We start from the raw sequence: 17,553 nt of genomic DNA, 5'->3' as shown, positions 1-17,553 counted from the left end.
TTACGCCGAGAGGAGCTCGATCAGGGCCTTCCGCGACGTGCGGGGCTTGCCCTTCAAGTTGCTCATGATCCAGACCGCAAACTCGAGGTCGCTGGCCTGATGCACCAGGTCCACGTTTTCTCCGTTCAAGTGGAGCGAGAATCCGCTCGGCGATGGGCGCCGCAGATGGAGCGGCTCGTAAACGGCGACCCGCTCAGGCTTCTCCGTCTGTTCCCACAGTTCGAGCAGGTTCTCCGCGTCCCACTTGTCCAAGAGGAGGTCGAGATTCCGCTCGATGCCCGCCTCGTAGTCGAGTCCAAGTTTGCGGAACGTGCTGGAACCCTCGTGGTACAGGAAGGCGCCGTCGGCGATCCACAGCGTGAAGCCCGCGTAATGGGCGCGCAGATTGAAGTCGTCGTCCTCCATGTTCCCAAGCCCAAAGCGCGTGTCGAAGCCGCCGACGGCGTTGAGGCACTCGGGATGGATGAGGAGGAACAGGCCTCGCAATTGGCGGGTGGCGCTCGCCGAGTTCACCCGGTCGCGGTGGTACGCATCGGCGCAATCCAGCATCTGGGCATAGTTGCCGAACTCTCCGATCTCGACCTGCTGCGCGCCGGCGACGATGTTGCTCGTCGGGCCAAGGAGGCCGGGATGGTAGCCGAGCTTCTCCAACTCGACCATCGCGCACACCATTTCGGACACGCAGTCCGTGGCTGGCAGCACATCGTCGTTCACCACGCCGAAGTAGTCGAACCAGCTCTCCTGCCACAAGAACTCGAGGCCAGCGTTGCACCCGCCGGCGAACCCTTCGTTGCGGTCCAGCTCGACGAGGTGGATCATGTGGGGGAACGTGTTGGCCAGGTCCCGCAGGATCAGCCGATTCCCCTCGTCGGCTCCGTTCGCCACCACCGCGAATTCGATCTCGCCCGGATAGACCCGGCTGATGCCGAGCACGGCGTCGTGGGCGGCTTTGGCGTTGGCGTGTACGGGCATTGCCAATCCCAACCGGGGCCACTTCGGCAATTCCCCGTCCCCGATCACGGCGATCGTGTACATCGCCTCCTCGTCCAGCCCCTCGCGAATCAGTCCGGGCCATCGGCCCTCCTGCGAGAGGAATCGCACTTGCCGATCGGGGAAGTGCGAGCGGATCAGATCCGCGAACTCCGAAGGCGTCCACTCGACGGTGTGGAAGGGGTTGAGCGGTGCGTCGTGGAGGCTATGGCCCGGCGAGTGCGTGTTTCGGTTCGGCGTCGAAATCACCACGTTGCCCGGACAGCCCTTCAGCGCCTCGAGGAACTTCTCCGGCTCGGGCAGGTGCTCGATCGTTTCAAAACTCACGACGAGTTCGGCCAGGCTGTAATCGAACGCGCACACGTCGCCTTCGACAAAGCGGACGTGCGGGTACCGGCTCGACGCGTGCGCGACGGCCTCGCCCGAAAGGTCCAATCCCACGGTCTCCGATGCGAAGGCACTGGCGTAGTTCGCTCCATACCCTTCGCCGCTGGCGGCGTCCACCACGTGCCGGCCGTCGTACCACGGGCGGAAATAGAGGTAGCGCTGCCAGTGGAACAACTCGGTGGCGATGTCCGAGGCGTTCGGCACCATGCGCTCGCCGGTCCAAGGCAGGTTGGTGGAAGGGGGGCGGGGGCAAGTGGGTTGGGATTCGTTCGAGCTCATGGGGCGGAGGTCCTCTGGTAGGAGCATCGGCAAATTTGCCGGGAACTGGAGCCTTGCCACAGCCTCGCCGATCGCCTAAACTCGGATCGTGCCCCCCGACGTTCCCTCAAGTCCGTCTCCCTCGGTGAGGAAGTGGCAGCAGTTTCTGAAGGAGGCTGCCGTCGATCCGGGTCCCCTCGACGGGGAGTGGGGGCCGCTGACGAGGGGTGCGACCCTGGCGTTCCAGCGGGCCGAGGGGCTTCCGGAAACGGGCGTCATCGACGCACCCACTCGGGAGAAGGCCAAACGGGTGGGCTTCAAACCCACGTTCGAACTCAGGCCCGACACCGCCTTGGACCTACGGGAGATGCGCCCTTACTTCCTGGTGCCTCTGCTCGAAGTGGGAGACGACCAGGACCGGCTCGAGGTCATTCAGAACATCAAGACCTTTGCGGGGAACGAGCCCTTCACCGACGTGTTCGTGCTGAGCCACGGCTGGCACCGCAACCTCTTTGCCGGCGTCGCCGCCTACGATCGGCTTCTCAGCCGCATGAGCGCCCTGTTCCGCAGAGGGGTGCTCAACACCGGAAGCCGGCCGTTCTCGCCGCTGTTTCTCGCGTTCCACTGGCACTCGGACACCGGTGAAGACGGCTGGTTCGACCCCGCGGGGCGCCGCTCCAAGGCCAGCTTCCTGGCGCTCGCGCGCGAGGCATTCGACTGCTGCCCCGGCACCGGTGAGAGCGACTTTCTCAACGACTTCGAGGACCTGTTCGCGCTGTTCGCCCAGGTGTCCGCGCCCGATGTGCCGTCTCTGGACCCCGAACTGGACGCAAACGCGCGGCGGCTTACCGACGCCCTCGCCGTCCGCTACGAGGTCAAGGCCGGGGCCAACGCGTCGCTGCCCGAAAAGGTCTCTCTCGCGTGGACGTGCTACTTCGAGGCCGACGCGCGCTCGGTCTTGGAAGATCAGGGCGAACGCGCCGCCGCGACCGTCGGGCTCCGCGGCGCGCTCGCCGCGACGGTGAAGTTCCTGGTGGCGACCGTCGGCCTCGGCGCGCTGGCCACCTTTGCCATGGGCCGGGATTGGCGAAGTTGGATCGGCGCGCTGGAGACGGCTTGGAGCGGCTTCGTCTCCCTTCCCGGGATCTCCGCGATCGCACGACCGCTTCGGCCGGCCGCGGCGAGCGTGTGGGAGTGGCTGGGCGTGCGCTGGTCGGAGTTCGCCGGAAGCCCGTGGCACCTCCAGGTTCTGGCCGTGCTCGCCCTGGCCGCCTTGACCCTGGCCGGCGCCTCCGCCATCACCGCCTTGCGCCGCGGCGAGGCGTCCCAAGGCAGTTCGCTGCCGGCGGTCGTCGCCTGGCTGCCGCTGCAGATCGTCTGCGCGCTTCCTCTTCTCGCGATCTCGCTTCTCACCTTCCTGTTTCGGGGCAGCCTGCCGTTCTTGACCGCGATCATCGCCGCCGCGGCTCTTTGGGAGGCTCCGTTGGCCGTCTCCTCCTGGCTCTGGGCCGTCGCCTTCGTAGTCGTCCTCGTCGCGCTCCGCCCCTCGCGCGAGCGGATGGGCAAGGGACGGCCGCCGCCCTGGCACCTTCGGGACGCGCTCGCGTGGATCGCGCGCACGCCCTTGGGCTGGCTCCGGGCCGCCTTGCCCGCCGATAGCCGCTACCACGCGATCGCCAACGTGCTGGAGAACCAACTCGCATTCTTCGAAATGCAGCGCAAGGGCGTGCTGGCCGGCGATCAGGCTGGGGCGTTTCTCGGCCAGTTGGCGCGATCGTGCGACGCGTTGCACGAGGCGCGGATTCACCTCGTGGGCCACAGTTTTGGCGGGCTCGTCATGCAGAACGCAACCCAACGCCTAGCCGTCGAGAACCCCGGCTCCCAACCCGTGCACTCCCTGACGCTGATCCAGTCCGCCACGGGGACCGACTCGTTCTTCCGCGCGGAGCCCGCCCGTCGTGCGGTGGGCGGCGCCATCGCCTGCGTGTACTCGGCGTACGACTTCGCCAACGGCTTCTACTACCCGTTTGCCAACCACGCGCGGATGGCCTCCGGATATGTGGGCCTTCACCGTGTGGGCGATCCGCCTCGCCGCCCTCCCACGCTGGGCCAAGGGGGGCGGCTGGCGAGCCTCGTGCATCCGCCCGACCTTCGCGGCTGGCTCTCGGAGACGGGCGCCCAACCCCGGCCCTGGCTGTTGAACCTCGACGCCAGCCGCATGATCTACGAGGGATCGCCGGCGATGGGTGGGGGGCACGACGACCTCTTCAAGGACGACGTCGTGCATCTGATTTGGGCCGTTTCACGCCTATGACTTCCCGTGGCGCGTGGCTGTCCGCTACCATGGTCAGATGGCAATCGAAGGACGTGCGTCGATGTTGGAGGCGCCGGGCGAACCGGCGGTGGTGCGGGAGATCGTGGTCGACGATCCCGGGCCGGGCGAGGTCCGGGTCAAACTGGTCGCCAGCGGGGTCTGCCACACCGACCTCACGGTGAAGAACCTGAACGGCAGCGGGATGGCGTTTCCCATCGTGCTCGGCCACGAAGGCGCCGGATATGTGGACATGGTCGGCGATGGCGTGACGTCGCTCGCGCCCGGCGATCCCGTGGTGCTCGCCTACCGCGCGCCGTGCGAGAAGTGCCCGGCGTGCCTGCGTGGCGACCCAAGGCACTGCTACGCCGCTCTGAGGCCCCAGCCCCGGATCAAGCGCAAGGCCGACGGAGCGGTCTGCTCGCAGGTGCTCCGTTGCGGGACGTTCTCCACGCACACGGTCGTCCACTCCAAAGCCGCCATCAAGATGCCCGCCGCGATGCCGCTGGACAAAGCGTGCCTTCTCGCGTGCGGCGTGATCACCGGCGTTGGCGCGGCGATGAACACCTCGCCCGTGTTCGCCGGCGCGCGCGTGGCCGTGGTCGGCTGCGGCGGGGTGGGCCTGAGCGTGATCCAGGGAGCCAAACTGCAGCACGCCCGGCAGATCATCGGCATCGACGTGAACCCGGTGAAGCTCCAGTGGGCGCGCGATTTTGGCGCGACGCACACGGTGGACGCATCCGAATGCGACCCTGTCGCCGAGGTCCGCAAACTCACCGACGACGGCTGGGACGGCGGGGTCGAGTACGCGTTCGAGGCCACGGGGATCCCGGCGTGCACCGAGCAGTGCGTGAAGATGCTCTCCTATGGCGGGACGGCAACCACGATCGGGTTCCCGGCAGAGGACGACGCGCTGAACCTCAACCTCGGGGATTTCTCGGTCGGGGTGTACTGGAACAAGGCCGCCCTGCACGTGTGCCACTGCGGGGACGCCCTCCCCTCGCACGACTTCCCCCTCCTGGCCGACCTCTATCTGCGAGGCGAACTCCAGCTCGACGCCATGGTCACGCGGACGATCGCGCTCGAGGACGTGGAGGACGCGTTCCACGAGATGGAGACCGGCAATGTGATTCGGTCGGTGATCGTCTTGTAGGTTCGTGGTTTGGGGTTTGTGGTTTGTGGTCCTTGCCACTCCCCGTCTACTCCACCACCGCGCGAATCCTTTGGATGCGCTCCGGGTCCGGTTCGGTGTCGGCGACCCCGCCGTAGCCTGTTCCCTTCTCTCGCCGGAAGGAGAAGTGAATCTCCTCGAACCCCGCCTCCCGGAGGGGTCGGGCGTTGTGCTCTCTGACACCGCCACCCGGCAGGATCGCGATGCGGCCCGCGGCCCGCTCCAACAGGTGGACCAGAGCTTCGAAACCGAAGTCCACGTTGGGGGCGCCGCCGCTCGTCAGCACCCGGCAAAACCCGAGTCCCACCAGCGCCTCCAGCGCCTCGTCGAGGTCGGCCGCCATGTCGAACACGCGGTGAAAGGCCACGGGCGTGCCTTCCGCGGCCGATACCAGCTCGGCGTTTCGCGCAAGGTCCACGCGGCTCTCCGCGTCCAGCACGCCGCAGATGATCTCGTCCGCCCCGGCGGCCACGCAGCGTCGAACGTCGCGCACCGCGGCACGGAAGTCGGCTTCGTGCGGGCACGGCCCCCCCTCGCGGGGCCGCACCATCGCCACGAGCGGAAGGCTCACGCGCGCCCGCACCTCTTCGATCATCCCGATGGAAGGCGTCACCCCGCCCGTGGGCAGCGCGGCGCAGAGTTCGAGGCGGTCCGCCCCCGCCCCTGCCGCCGCCACCGCCTCCTCAACCGAACCACAGCACACTTCGAGCAGCACAGTTACACCCTACACCCACCGACGCCCAAGGTGACACCATCCCCGTGCGCTCTTTGCGTTCCTTGCGTGAAACCCCTCAGCGCCTCTGCGTGAAACCCGTGCGCCCTTTGCGTTCCTTGCGTGCGCGTGAAACCCCGCCCCGCAAACCCCCGTGGTGGGCAAGGAGGGACTCGAACCCTCACGTCTTGCGACACTGGAACCTAAATCCAGCGCGTCTACCAGTTCCGCCACTCGCCCAGGCTCGAAAGCGTACCTGCAGGCCGAAGGGGGGACACGCCCGCCGCAGGCAGGTAGGCTCCGCCCATGTCCGAATCCATCCGCGCCGGAGCCTGGGCCGCGACGTTTGCCGATCTGGAGACCTCCGTCGGTCTCACGATCGAGGAGTTGACGCTCCAGGCCGACGCCACGCGCATCGAAACGGAGCCCTTTGCCGTCTCGATGGCCCCCGCCGAGCTCGTCGCGAAAATCAGCGCGGACGCGGTGGCCGCCTTCTTGGAGCAGAAGGCGCCGGGCGGCCTGCAACGGTTCGACGTTCAACTCGAGGACGGAAAGGTGGTGGTCGAGGCGAGCGCGCGCGTGATCGTCGAGATTCGGGCGCGCGTGGTCTGCACGCTCCGACTCGTCGACGGCAAGCAGATCTGGGTCGACCTCGCCAGCGCCGACGGTGTCCCGTCGCCCGTTCGGGGCCTCGTGGAGACCAACCTCGCCAAGGTCAATCCCGTGTTCGACGCGGCCGACCTGCCTTTGGACGTGACGCTGACGTCCATCGAGGCCAGCGACGGGGTGATCACCCTGCACGGCACCGCGGCCTGGAAACCTTGACCGTTCGGGACTGCCGCGCGCGTCCCACGCCGCAGGGCGGATGCGCCGACACTTTCCAGCTTCAAACTCGAACCCACGCCCGTCCAGCGGGCGTGGCACCCCTTTGTCCGGCAACCCTCGCGCCCGCCCGCCCGTCCCTTCCGATGGATGAGGCATTCGAAGCCGCGCCGAGGCACCCAGTTCGCCAGCTCGTTCTGGGTGCCGTTCCGCACGGTGGCGGCGTTCCTCTTGTTGCTTGCTCCCGTGATGGCGGTGACGATCGACAATCCGAACCGGGAGTGGTGGCACCTCCCCGTCGCCGTCGTGGGCGCGTGGGCCTTCTGCGCGATTCCGCTGTTCTACGCGACGTGGACCTACCGGATCGATGTGGACGAAGAGGGGATCGGCGGCTACGACATCTGGAACCGCTACCACCGCCTCGCTTGGGGCGATCTCGCTACGATCCGCAAGATGACGCTGGCACCCGGATTCGCCTACCTCCGCCTCGCCCACCTGAGCCGCCGGCCCGTGATTTGGATCCCGCTCTTCCTCGTGGACCGGCAACGCTTCGATCGAGAGGTCGCGCGCCACGCCGGCGCGGTCCACCCCCTTGCACGGGCGCTTCGTGGCGATCGCTGATCTTTGCGGAATCTTGATGGCAACGCCACGCCGCCTCCTCGATAATGGGACCAAGGAGGCAAGCCCTTCGGGCAATCCCGCCCGAGAGCCCTCCGAAACTTCATGGAGGAGTCACTATGTCCGATCGAGTCACCAATCTGAAAGAGTTGTTCGTCGAGGAGTTGAGGGATCTGTACAACGCCGAGCACCAAATTCTCAAGGCCCTTCCCAAGATGAAGGACGCCGCGTCGAACGACCGTCTGAAGAGGGCCTTCGGCGACCACCTTGAGCAGACCAAACAACACGTGTCGCGCCTCGAAGAGGTGTTCGAGGAGTTGGGCGAGGACCCCAAGGGCAAGCACTGCAAGGCCATGGAGGGGTTGATCAAGGAAGGCAGCGAAATGATCGCCGAAAAGGCCGACCCCGACGTCAAGGACGCAGGCTTGATCGCCGCGGCGCAAAGGGTCGAGCACTACGAGATGGCGGGGTACGGATGCGTCCGCACCTACGCCAAGCACCTCGGCCTTTCGAAGATCCAGCGGACCTTGCAGACCACCCTCGACGAAGAGGGCGCGACCGACAAACACCTCACCGACATCGCGGTGGGAGAGATCAACCGCGAAGCGATGGCGGCCCGCTGACAGGGGGACCCTTCCCCTCCCTGCTCGGGTGTTCCCGCACCCGGGCGGGCCGCTCCGCGACCGGACCCGGCCGTCCCGGGGGCACCCCCGGGGGTGCCACGCCCGCTGGAAGGGCGTGCAAGGCCCCCCACCACCAGCAGAGACTTAGCTCCGGTACCCCTGGGGATGCGCCTCGAACCACGCCCACGCGTGGCGCACGATCGTCTCCAAGTCCGGGTAGGTCGGTTTCCAACCCCAATCCTCCCGAATCCGGTCGCTCGCGGCGACCAGCGTTGCCGGGTCGCCCGGGCGCCTGGCGGCATCCTCGCGGGGTACGGGCCGACCCGACACCCTCTCAACCGTGTCGATCACCTCGCGAACCGAAAACCCAACCCCGTTCCCGAGGTTGTAACGACGGGACTCGCCGCCCGCACGCAGGTGGCGCACCGCCAGCAGATGGGCCTCCGCCAGGTCGAGGATGTGGATGTAGTCGCGCACGCACGTGCCGTCCGGGGTCGGGTAGTCGGTGCCGAAGATCTTCAGCCCCGCGCGCCGTCCCAGCGCGGCGAGAATCGCAAGGGGAATCAGGTGCTCCTCGGGCGTGTGGTCCTCGCCCAACTCCCCCTCCGGCGAGGCTCCGGCGGCGTTGAAGTAGCGCAGGCACACGCTGCGCAAGCCGTGCGCCGTGTCGAAGTCCGCCAGCATGCGTTCGACGGCAAGCTTGCTCTGGCCGTAGGGGCTCGTCGGACACTTGGGGTGGTCCTCGTCGATCGGCACATACTCCGGCTCGCCGAAGATCGCGGCCGTCGAGGAGAATACGAGCTTGGACACGTCGGCCTCCCGCATCGCGTCCAATAGGTTGAGCACGCCCGCGGTGTTGTTGCGCCAGTACTTGCCTGGCTCCCTCACGCTCTCCCCTACGGAGATGTAGGCCGCAAAGTGCATGACGACATCGATCGGGTGTTCGGCGAACACGCGGGCCACATCCTCGGGCCGGCGCAGATCGCCGTCGAATGCCGGGCTGCCGTGGAGCGCCTCCCGGTGGCCCTGCTCGAAGTTGTCGAAAACGAGATGCGGCTCCCCAGCCTCGCGCAGCACCCGGCACATGTGCGAACCGATGTAGCCCGCCCCCCCAACCACGAGAATCATTCTGGGAGGATACCGATCTCGCGAGGGGACGGGTCCCGCCCGCATTTGCGCCCGCACGCGAAGGCATCGGTATCCTTGGGGCATGCTCGCGTTGCTTTCGATCGCCCTCGTCCCGCCCGACCTGCCGCCCCTGGCGCCGCGCGAGTTCCGCGCCGCGTGGGTCGCGACGGTGGACAACATCGACTGGCCCTCCAAGAGGGACCTCTCCACCGAGCAAGCCAAGGCGGAGCTGGTCGCGATTCTCGATCAAGCCCAGAAGATCAAGCTCAACGCCCTCATCCTCCAGGTGCGCCCCGCTGCCGACGCCCTCTATCCGAGCAAGCTGGAGCCCTGGTCCGAGTTCCTGACGGGCGCCCAAGGAAGGCCGCCTTCGCCCAACTGGGATCCCCTGAAGTTCGCCGTCGAAGAGGCGCACAAGCGCGGACTCGAGCTTCACGCCTGGTTCAACCCCTACCGGGCCTGGCACCCGGCCGCCAAGGGCAAACCCGCGCCCACGCACATCTCCCAAACCACGGACCTCGCCAAGGCGTACGGCGGCTATCTCTGGCTCGACCCGGGCGAGAAACGGGTGCAAGACCACTCGATCGCGGTGATGTTGGACGTGGTGAAGCGGTACGACCTCGACGGGGTCCACATCGACGACTACTTCTACCCTTACCCCGTCAAGGACCCGAGCGATCCCGAGAAGAAGAGGGACCTCCCGTTCCCCGACGCCTCCAGCTACGCGAAGTATCAGGCGGGAGGCGGGAAGCTGGCGCTGGGTGACTGGCGGCGAGCCAACGTCGACGGGTTCATCCACCGACTCTACACCGCGATCAAGGGCGCGAAGCCCTGGGTCAAGTTCGGGATCAGCCCGTTCGGCATCTATCGCCCAGGGGTGCCCCAGGGGATCCAGGCGGGCATCGACCAGTACGACGCGCTCTACGCCGACGCGCGCAAGTGGCTGGTCGAAGGGTGGTGCGACTACTACACTCCGCAACTGTACTGGCCGATCGACCAGAAGCCGCAGAGCTACACCGTCCTGCTCGATTGGTGGAAGAGCCAGAACGTCAAGAAGCGGAACCTGTGGCCCGGCAACTTCACCAGCCAGATCCTGACGAGCGCGAAATGGCCGGTTCAGGAGATCCTCGACCAAGTGGCCGCCACGCGACGCGCACTGCCCAACCGCGGGGGCAACGTCCACTTCAGCATGAAGGCGCTGATGAACCCCGACAAGGGGGTGGCCGCCGCGCTCATGGCCGGCCCGTACCGCGACGCCGCGTTGATCCCTCCCTCGCCTTGGCTCGACGGCAAAGCGCCCGCTACGCCGACGGTTCGAGCGGTGCGTGCCGGGAAGGCGCGAACATTGGAGATTCGAACCAAAGACAAAGACGCCCTCTTCGCCGCGGTCTATCAGAAGCAGGGCGGCAAGTGGACGCTTAGCCACGTGGTGGGATGCGAAGGCTCGGCAACGACCGGCTTCAGCCCCGGCGCGACGAGCGTGGCCGTTTCGATCATCGACCGGTGTGGTAACGAGGGGCCGAGAGTCGTCCTTAGTCCTTAGGCCTTGGGCCTTGGGCCTTGGGCCTTCGAGACTCCCCCATTGCGCCCTTTGCGTCCTTTGCGTGAGACTACGTTGGCCTTAGGCCTTGGGCCTTCGAGACTCCCCCATTGCGCCCTTTGCGTCCTTTGCGTGAGACCTTCTACACCTCGGGGGTGGCTTCCTCGTCCCCAACCGGCAACGTGACTTCGAAGGTCGAGCCCTCGTTGAGCGCGGAACGGACGGAGACCGTGCCCCCGTGCACTTCGACGATGTGCTTGACGATGCTCAGGCCGAGTCCGGTGCCTCCGGTGGACCGGGAACGGGCCTTGTCGATCCGGTAGAACCGCTCCCAGAGCCGGGGGAGGTGCTCGGAGGCGATGCCGATGCCCGTGTCCGCAACCGTGATCAGCACGTCCTTCTCCCGACGCTGCAACGCAACGGTCACCGATCCCTGCGACGTGTAGTTGATCGCGTTGTCGATGAGGTTGGTCGCAACCTGGGAGATCTGCGTAGCGTTCGCGGGGATCACGCAATGGTCCGGCCCCTTGTAGGCGACTTCGAGTCCCTTCTCGCGCGCTTTGCGCTCCAGTTGGCCGAGCGACGTCCGGAACACGTCCGCCACGTCGCACGCCTGCTTGCGGACGGGGTTGGACTCCGCGGCGCCGAGGATCAGCAGGTCGTTCGCGATCAGCGACAGGCGGTCGACCTCCCCTACGATCTTCGCCAAATACGTTTCGTGGAGCGCCTCGTCGGCCTCGGGGTCCTCGAGAAGGGTCTCGGCCATCGCCCGGATGACGCTGAGCGGAGTCCTCAGCTCGTGGGACACGTTGGCCACGAAGTCCTGCCGAACGCGCTCCAAGTGCCGAAGCGCCGTAAGGTCGATGATCGTCACCAGCGCGCGGCCGTCGGGCGCGAGCCACGCCTTGACCCGGGCCACCCTCGCTTCGGGATAGGAGAACGTGAGCTCGGCCGACTGGGGTTCGCCCGTCTCCTCGGCGCCAAGCACGAGCTTCTCCAACTCGTACGAGAGGGTGACCGCCACGATGGGGCGCCCTCGCGGATCGTCAAAGCCGAACAGCTCCCGAGCGCGGCGGTTCGCGTAGAGGATCTGCGTTTTGGCCCCGCAGATCAGAATCGCCACCTCGAGCCCGTCCGCGAGTGCATCCACGGCCTCCCGCTGGCGCGTGGACTCCAACTCCAAGAGCTCGAGCCGCCACGCATCCTCGCGGCGATCCAACTCGACCTGACGCCACTCCCGGAAGATCAGAGAAGTGGCGAGCGCGAGCACGGCGGCTCCGCCAAGCAGCATCCATTCGGCACGGATCGCCACCGAACCGCTCCACGAGAGCAACGCCGCGGCGACCAGAAGCAACGGCGCACCCACGGCCGCAGCCTTCCATCCGAACGTGTTGGAACCCATCCCTTCTTCCAAGGACGAGCCAGCAGGGTCCCATGATGCCAACCGCTGCCGGCGGACAGTACACTTCGCGCATGATTCGCTCCACCACCGTGGTTGGAATTCGCAGGGACGGCCGAACCGCGCTGGCCGGAGACGGCCAGGTTACGTTCGGCGAAAACATCGTCCTCAAACACCGCGCGAAGAAGGTGCGGCGCCTCGCTTCGGGCAACGTGCTGTGCGGCTTCGCCGGCTCCGTCGCCGACGCCCAGGCCCTGCAGGACCGCTTCGAGGCCAAGCTCGAGTCGTTCGGAGGCAACCTGAAACGCGCCGCGGTCGAGTTCGCAAAGGAGTGGCGCACCGACAAGATCCTGCGCCAGCTCAACGCCCTGATGATCGTCGCCGACCGGGAGGGCATGCTCATCGTCGGCGGCGATGGCAACGTCATCGAACCCGACGACGGCGTGGCCGGCATCGGCTCGGGCGGCGCCTACGGGGTCGCGGCGGCCCGGGCGATGCTGCGGCACAGCGACCTGGATGCCGAGGCCATCGCGCGCGAGGCGCTCGCCATCGCCTCGGAGATCTGCGTGTTCACCAATGACTCGTTGACCGTGGAGGTGCTATGAAACGCGTCGAGGCCTTCGTCCGCGTCAACCGTCTCGAGGCGGTCAAGCAGGAGCTTGAGGATGCCGGGATCGCCGGGATGAGCTGCGAGCAGGTGCGCGGCTACGGCCGCCAGTTCGGGCGCACCGACAAATACCGGGGAAGCACCTACGCGGTGAATCTGCTCCCCAAGATGAAGATCGTGGTCGTCGTGCGCGACGAGGAGCTCGAGACCGCGCTCGAGAGCATCGTCCGGGCCGCCCAAACGGGAGAAATCGGCGATGGCAAGATCTTCGTCAGCGAAGTGATGGATGCCGTAAGAATCCGGACCGGAGAACGAGGCGACGCCGCGCTGTCTTAGGAACCCGATCCCGATCCCGATTCCCGACTCCCGACTCCCGATTCCCGTTTCCCGTTTCCCGTTTCCCGATTCCCATATGGATCCATTCAAGAACTTCAGCATCTGGAGGGGGCGGCTGCCCCACTGGCGCGCGGACGACGTCCGCTACTACGTCACTTTTCGCCACCGCCGCGCCCTCGAGTCCGCGGAACGCCTGCTCCTCCTGCGCGAACTCCTCAAACCCGAAGGGGACAAGTGGGATCTGCTCATCGTCGGCGTGCTGCCGGAAACGACCGAACTGCTCTTCACCGTTCGCGAAGACAAACACGGCCGCCCCTACGAACTCGCCGCGATCGTGGAACGCGCCAAATCCAAAGCCGGCAAGGCCATCGCCAAACGCTCGGGGGAGACCTTCCCACCCTTCTACTCGGAAAGCTACGACCGCATCGTTCGCGACGACGCCGAACTGGAAGAACGCTGGGAGGCGATCTTCGACGGTCCCGTCGCCCACGAACTCTGCGAGGACCCCGAAACGTACGAAGCGCTCTGGGTTGCGGGCCAACCCTGACCCCGGGAACCCTTTGCGGCCATCTGGCGTTGAGTGTAATAGACTCAAGTGTCTTCATACCTATCGCAACAAGCCGATAAGGTAAGGTAAGGACACGAGGCAACAAGCATGGGAAAAACGATTGGAATCGATTTAGGAACCACGAACTCCGTGGTGGCGGTGATGGAGGGCGGAGAGCCCGTCGTCATCTCGACGGCAGAGGGCTCGCGCACACTCCCCAGCGTCGTCGCGTTCAAGCAGAACGGCGAACGGCTGGTCGGCGTCACGGCCAAGCGGCAGGCGGTGGTGAACCCGGAGAACACGATCGCGAGCATCAAGCGCTTCATGGGCCACAAGCTCAGCGAAGTGAAGGACGAGGCGGGGCGCGTCAGCTACAAGGTCAAAGCCGGAAAGAACAGCACGGTGGTCGTGCACGTGCCTGCCCTCGACAAGGATTTGACCCCCGAAGAGGTCAGCTCGATGATCCTCCAGAAGCTCAAGGCAGACGCCGAGGCGTATCTGGGCACCACCGTGGACCAGGCGGTCATCACGGTGCCTGCGTACTTCAACGACGCGCAGCGCAAGGCCACGAAGGACGCCGGCGAGATCGCGGGCATGAAGGTGCTGCGCATCATCAACGAGCCGACCGCGGCCTCGCTGGCCTACGGCCTTGAAAAGAAGTCGCAAGAGAAGATCCTGGTGTTCGACCTGGGAGGCGGCACGTTCGACGTGTCCATCCTCGACGTGGGCGAAGGGGTCGTCGAGGTGCTCTCGACGGCTGGCGACAGCCATCTGGGCGGCGACGATTTCGACCAGATGATCGTCGAGTGGCTCTCGGCGGAGTTCAAGAAGGACCAGGGCGTGGATCTCACCAAGGACCGCGCGGCCGTCCAGCGGTTGCGCGAAGCGGCGGAGCGCGCGAAGATCGAGCTGAGCAGCCAGGTCAGCACGAACATCAACCTCGCGTACATCACCGCGGTGGACAACGAGCCCAAGCACCTCGACATGAACCTCACGCGGGCGAAGTTCGAGGAGCTCACCTCCGCGCTGATGGAGCGGGTGAAGAAGCCGTTCCAGCAGGCGCTCGAGGACGCGAAGATCAAGTCGAAGGACATCGACGAGGTGATCCTCGTGGGCGGCTCGACGCGCATGCCCCAGGTGCAGGACCTTGTCCGCAAACTGACGGACAAGGAGCCGAACCGCTCGGTGAACCCGGACGAGGTCGTGGCGATCGGCGCCGCGATCCAGGCGGGCGTGCTCGGCGGCGAGGTCAAGGACATCCTCCTGCTCGACGTGACCCCGCTCAGCCTCGGCGTGGAGACCCAGGGCGGCATCTTCGACAAGCTGATCGACCGCAACACGACGATCCCCACCAAGAAGAGCCGCACCTACACGACCGCGACGGACAACCAGCCGGAGGTGGAGATCCACATCCTGCAGGGCGAGCGCCCGCTGGCGAAGGACAACAAGAGCCTCGGCCGGTTCCACTTGGCGGGCATTCCGCCGGCGCCGGCGCGCGTTCCGCAGATCGAGGTCACGTTCGACATCGACGCGAACGGGTTGCTCCAAGTGAGTGCTCAGGACAAGGCCACCGGCACGAAACAGAGCATCACGATCACCGGCTCGGGCAACCTCAACAAGGATGAGATCGAGCGGATGGTCAAGGAAGCCGAGGCCAACGCCGAGTCCGACCGGGCCGCCCAGGAACGCGCCGAGCTGAAGAACAAGAGCGAGCAGCTCTGCCACTCGGTCGAGAAGACGGTCCGCGAGGCGGGCGACAAGGTTGCGGAGAGCGACCGCACCCGCATCGAGGAGAAGGTCGCGGAGCTGCGCAAAGCCGTCGCCGCCGACGAGGAGGATCCGATGCGCCAGGCCTTCGCCGAGTTGGAAGCCGAGAGCCACGCGCTCGCCGAGCAGCTCTACCGCGAGTCCGCCGGAGAGGCGACCTCGGATGTGCCGACGGATGAGGACGAAACGGCGACCGCGGGAGTGGGAGCGACCGAAGGCGAGGTCATCGACGCCGACTTCAAAGAAGAAAAGTAAGCCCTCTGGGAGTGACAACGGGTGGAGCGGGCTGCGGTGTGCCCATCGGGTGCCACGCCCGCACCTTCCCACTTTGGCCCGAGTCTTGCGCTCGTCCATCCCACGCATGGCGCTGCAGCATGAGTTCCCAGATCTCGGTGAGTTTGTCGTGGACGGCTACGCCCGACGCCCTGCGCGCCGGCGAGGGATCGCTTGTACGGTCCCCGTTCTCCGAGTCCGGCGCGGGCGCAGCCTGTTCACCGCCGTGATCGAGGACCTTGCGGCCGCCACTCCGCTCGCCGTGATGTTCCCCGTCGGAGCAACGGTGACGATGCGGGGAATGCAGATCCGCGATCTGATCCTCACGAAGCAAGCCAGCATCGCCCGAAAGCCGAAATCCGTCGCCGAGGTCCGAACAACCCGCGAACAGGCGCTCGCCTTTCTCAACGCTTCGTGACCCCCAGCGACGAACGAGATCAGACGTCGTGAACGGGGAAAGACTCGGCTAGGCGTTTGACGTCTTGCTGAACCAGTTCGAGCACGCCCTCGTCCTCGTGGCCCCTGAGCGCCCTGGCGATGAGCGAGGCGATCACGATCATCTCCTCCTCCTTCATGCCTCGGGACGTCACTGCGGGCGTGCCCAGGCGGATGCCGCTCGTCACGAACGGCTTCTCGGGGTCGAAGGGGATGGAGTTCTTGTTCGTGGTGATGTTCACCCGGTCCAGCACGGACTGGGCGATCTTGCCGGTCACCCCAAAGGGCCTCAAATCCACGAGCATGAGGTGCGAGTCGGTCCCCCCGCTGACAATACGGAAGCCTTCGCGCGCCATCGCCGCAGCCAGTTCGGCGGCGTTGAGCCGGATCTGCCGCTGGTACGTCTTGAACGACGGGCGCAGCGCCTCGCCGAAGCACACGGCCTTGGCGGCGATGACGTGCATGAGCGGCCCGCCCTGGACGTTCGGAAACACCGCCTTGTCGATCTCCTTGGCGTAATCCTCCTTGCAGAGGATCATTCCGCCGCGCGGACCGCGCAGGCTCTTGTGCGTCGTGGTGGTCACGATGTCCGCGTGTGGAACGGGCGAGGGGTACTCACCCGCGGCGATGAGCCCGCTGTAGTGCGCCATGTCGGTCATATGCAGCGCGCCCACCTCGTCGGCGATCTTGCGGAACTCGGCGAAGTCGAACTCCCGCGAGTAGGCGGTCGCCCCACTGACGATCATCTTCGGTTTGTGCTCGCGGGCCAATCGGCGCAGCTCGTCGTAGTCGATCCGCTCGTCGCTCTCCCGAACCCCGTAAGGGACGATGTTGTAGAACTTGCCGCTGAAGTTCACGGGGCTGCCATGGGTCAGGTGCCCGCCGTGCGCGAGGTTCATCGCCATCAGCGTGTCGCCAGGCTGGAGCACCGCGAAGTACGCGGCCATATTCGCCTGCGCGCCGCTGTGCGGCTGCACGTTCACGTGCTCGGCGCCGAACAGCTCCTGCGCGCGCGCGATCGCCAACTCCTCGACCTCGTCGACCACGTCGCACCCGCCGTAATAGCGCTTGCCCGGATAGCCTTCGGCGTACTTGTCCGTCAACACGGACGCCATCGCCTGCCGAACGGCTATGCTCGCGATGTTCTCGCTCGCGATGAGCTCCAAGTGGTGCTCCTGCCGCACTTCCTCCTTCCGAACCAGCGCGTACACCGCAGGGTCGGATTCGGCGAGAGGGACACGGTGCGTAGCGACGGAGGGCGACAAAGTGGCCATGTCCGATTATGACCCGGCCCTTGGGTCTTGGGCCTTCGGCCTTGGGCCTTGGGCCTTGGGCCTTGGGCCTTGGGCCTTGGGCCCGGTTGGTCCTTGGGCCTTCGTCCATGGGCCTTGGGCCTTGGGCCTTGGGCCTTGGGGCGATGCCCCCCCCTTTGCGCCCATTGCGTTCTTTGCGTGAAACGCCCCCATAGCGCCCATTGCGTCCCTTGCGTGAAACGCCCCCGCCGCGCCTCTGCGCCTCTGCGTGAAACTCCCCCCCGCGCCTCAGCGCCTCCGCGTGAGCCCTCCCTACCCCTTTGCGCCCTTAGCGTTCTCTGCGTGAGACTCCCCCGCCGCGCCGATGGCTGGCCCC

General features: G+C 66.4%; 16 protein-coding genes and 1 tRNA gene. 11 read left to right on the top strand and 6 right to left on the bottom strand.

The genetic code is table 11. The features are described 5' to 3' along the window. Nucleotides 1-1,656: a methyltransferase domain-containing protein gene (locus tag M9921_11940; protein ID MCO5297557.1), complete on the bottom strand. Its 1,656-nt coding sequence runs from the start codon at nt 1,654-1,656 to the stop codon at nt 1-3. A gap of 88 nt (nt 1,657-1,744) precedes the next feature. Between M9921_11940 and M9921_11935 the strand changes: the two genes are divergently transcribed. Then, entirely contained in the window at nt 1,745-3,949 is a 2,205-nt protein-coding gene (locus M9921_11935) for a peptidoglycan-binding protein (protein MCO5297556.1), read from the top strand. Nucleotides 3,950-3,986: 37 nt separating this feature from the next. After that, complete coding sequence (locus M9921_11930) at nt 3,987-5,099, top strand: alcohol dehydrogenase catalytic domain-containing protein (protein MCO5297555.1); 1,113 nt, start codon at nt 3,987-3,989, stop codon at nt 5,097-5,099. Nucleotides 5,100-5,145: 46 nt separating this feature from the next. Here M9921_11930 and M9921_11925 read toward each other — a convergent pair whose 3' ends face one another. Together M9921_11925 and M9921_11920 are read right to left on the bottom strand one after the other, a co-directional pair. Continuing rightward, nucleotides 5,146-5,832 (bottom strand): hypothetical protein, encoded by a 687-nt coding sequence (locus M9921_11925; protein ID MCO5297554.1) that lies wholly within the window; start codon nt 5,830-5,832, stop codon nt 5,146-5,148. 152 nt (nt 5,833-5,984) lie between these two features. Further along, a tRNA-Leu gene (locus tag M9921_11920) sits at nt 5,985-6,069 on the bottom strand. Nucleotides 6,070-6,135: 66 nt separating this feature from the next. On the opposite strand from M9921_11920, the gene M9921_11915 reads away from it, so the two are divergent. The 3 genes from M9921_11915 (at nt 6,136) to M9921_11905 (ending at nt 7,892) form a co-directional block, all read left to right on the top strand. Further along, nucleotides 6,136-6,654 (top strand): LmeA family phospholipid-binding protein, encoded by a 519-nt coding sequence (locus M9921_11915; protein MCO5297553.1) that lies wholly within the window; start codon nt 6,136-6,138, stop codon nt 6,652-6,654. 147 nt (nt 6,655-6,801) lie between these two features. Continuing rightward, nucleotides 6,802-7,272 (top strand): hypothetical protein, encoded by a 471-nt coding sequence (locus tag M9921_11910; protein ID MCO5297552.1) that lies wholly within the window; start codon nt 6,802-6,804, stop codon nt 7,270-7,272. Nucleotides 7,273-7,388: 116 nt separating this feature from the next. Beyond that, nucleotides 7,389-7,892, top strand: a complete 504-nt coding sequence (locus M9921_11905; GenBank protein ID MCO5297551.1) for a ferritin-like domain-containing protein — start codon at nt 7,389-7,391, stop codon at nt 7,890-7,892. A 144-nt stretch (nt 7,893-8,036) separates the two neighbouring features. Here M9921_11905 and galE read toward each other — a convergent pair whose 3' ends face one another. After that, on the bottom strand, nt 8,037-9,020 hold the full coding sequence (gene galE / locus M9921_11900; protein MCO5297550.1) for a UDP-glucose 4-epimerase GalE: 984 nt from the start codon (nt 9,018-9,020) through the stop codon (nt 8,037-8,039). 82 nt (nt 9,021-9,102) lie between these two features. On the opposite strand from galE, the gene M9921_11895 reads away from it, so the two are divergent. Beyond that, entirely contained in the window at nt 9,103-10,563 is a 1,461-nt protein-coding gene (locus M9921_11895) for a family 10 glycosylhydrolase (GenBank protein MCO5297549.1), read from the top strand. Nucleotides 10,564-10,702: 139 nt separating this feature from the next. Here M9921_11895 and M9921_11890 read toward each other — a convergent pair whose 3' ends face one another. Then, nucleotides 10,703-11,962 (bottom strand): ATP-binding protein, encoded by a 1,260-nt coding sequence (locus M9921_11890; GenBank protein ID MCO5297548.1) that lies wholly within the window; start codon nt 11,960-11,962, stop codon nt 10,703-10,705. 71 nt (nt 11,963-12,033) lie between these two features. Here M9921_11890 and hslV point away from each other — a divergent pair, with 71 nt between their 5' ends. The 5 genes from hslV (at nt 12,034) to M9921_11865 (ending at nt 15,907) form a co-directional block, all read left to right on the top strand. Beyond that, nucleotides 12,034-12,564: an ATP-dependent protease subunit HslV gene (gene hslV, locus M9921_11885; protein ID MCO5297547.1), complete on the top strand. Its 531-nt coding sequence runs from the start codon at nt 12,034-12,036 to the stop codon at nt 12,562-12,564. After that, nucleotides 12,561-12,902, top strand: coding sequence for a P-II family nitrogen regulator (locus tag M9921_11880; protein MCO5297546.1), 342 nt, complete (start codon nt 12,561-12,563; stop codon nt 12,900-12,902). Before hslV ends, M9921_11880 begins: the two co-directional genes overlap by 4 nt. A gap of 76 nt (nt 12,903-12,978) precedes the next feature. Next, nucleotides 12,979-13,449, top strand: coding sequence for a hypothetical protein (locus M9921_11875; protein ID MCO5297545.1), 471 nt, complete (start codon nt 12,979-12,981; stop codon nt 13,447-13,449). Between the two features lie 108 nt (nt 13,450-13,557). Further along, the gene (dnaK, locus tag M9921_11870) at nt 13,558-15,471 is read left to right on the top strand and encodes a molecular chaperone DnaK (GenBank protein MCO5297544.1); all 1,914 of its coding nucleotides are present in this window, start codon (nt 13,558-13,560) and stop codon (nt 15,469-15,471) included. A gap of 106 nt (nt 15,472-15,577) precedes the next feature. Then, nucleotides 15,578-15,907, top strand: coding sequence for a hypothetical protein (locus M9921_11865; GenBank protein MCO5297543.1), 330 nt, complete (start codon nt 15,578-15,580; stop codon nt 15,905-15,907). A 19-nt stretch (nt 15,908-15,926) separates the two neighbouring features. On the opposite strand, the gene M9921_11860 is transcribed toward M9921_11865, so the two are convergent. Then, nucleotides 15,927-17,198 (bottom strand): serine hydroxymethyltransferase, encoded by a 1,272-nt coding sequence (locus M9921_11860; GenBank protein ID MCO5297542.1) that lies wholly within the window; start codon nt 17,196-17,198, stop codon nt 15,927-15,929. Nucleotides 17,199-17,553 lie beyond the last annotated feature (355 nt).

Source organism: Fimbriimonadaceae bacterium, assembly GCA_023957775.1.
Classification (GTDB): Bacteria; Armatimonadota; Fimbriimonadia; order Fimbriimonadales; family Fimbriimonadaceae; genus JAMLGR01.
The sequence above is the reverse complement of the archived record's forward strand: the minus strand, read 5'-3'. Positions and strand labels throughout refer to the sequence as shown.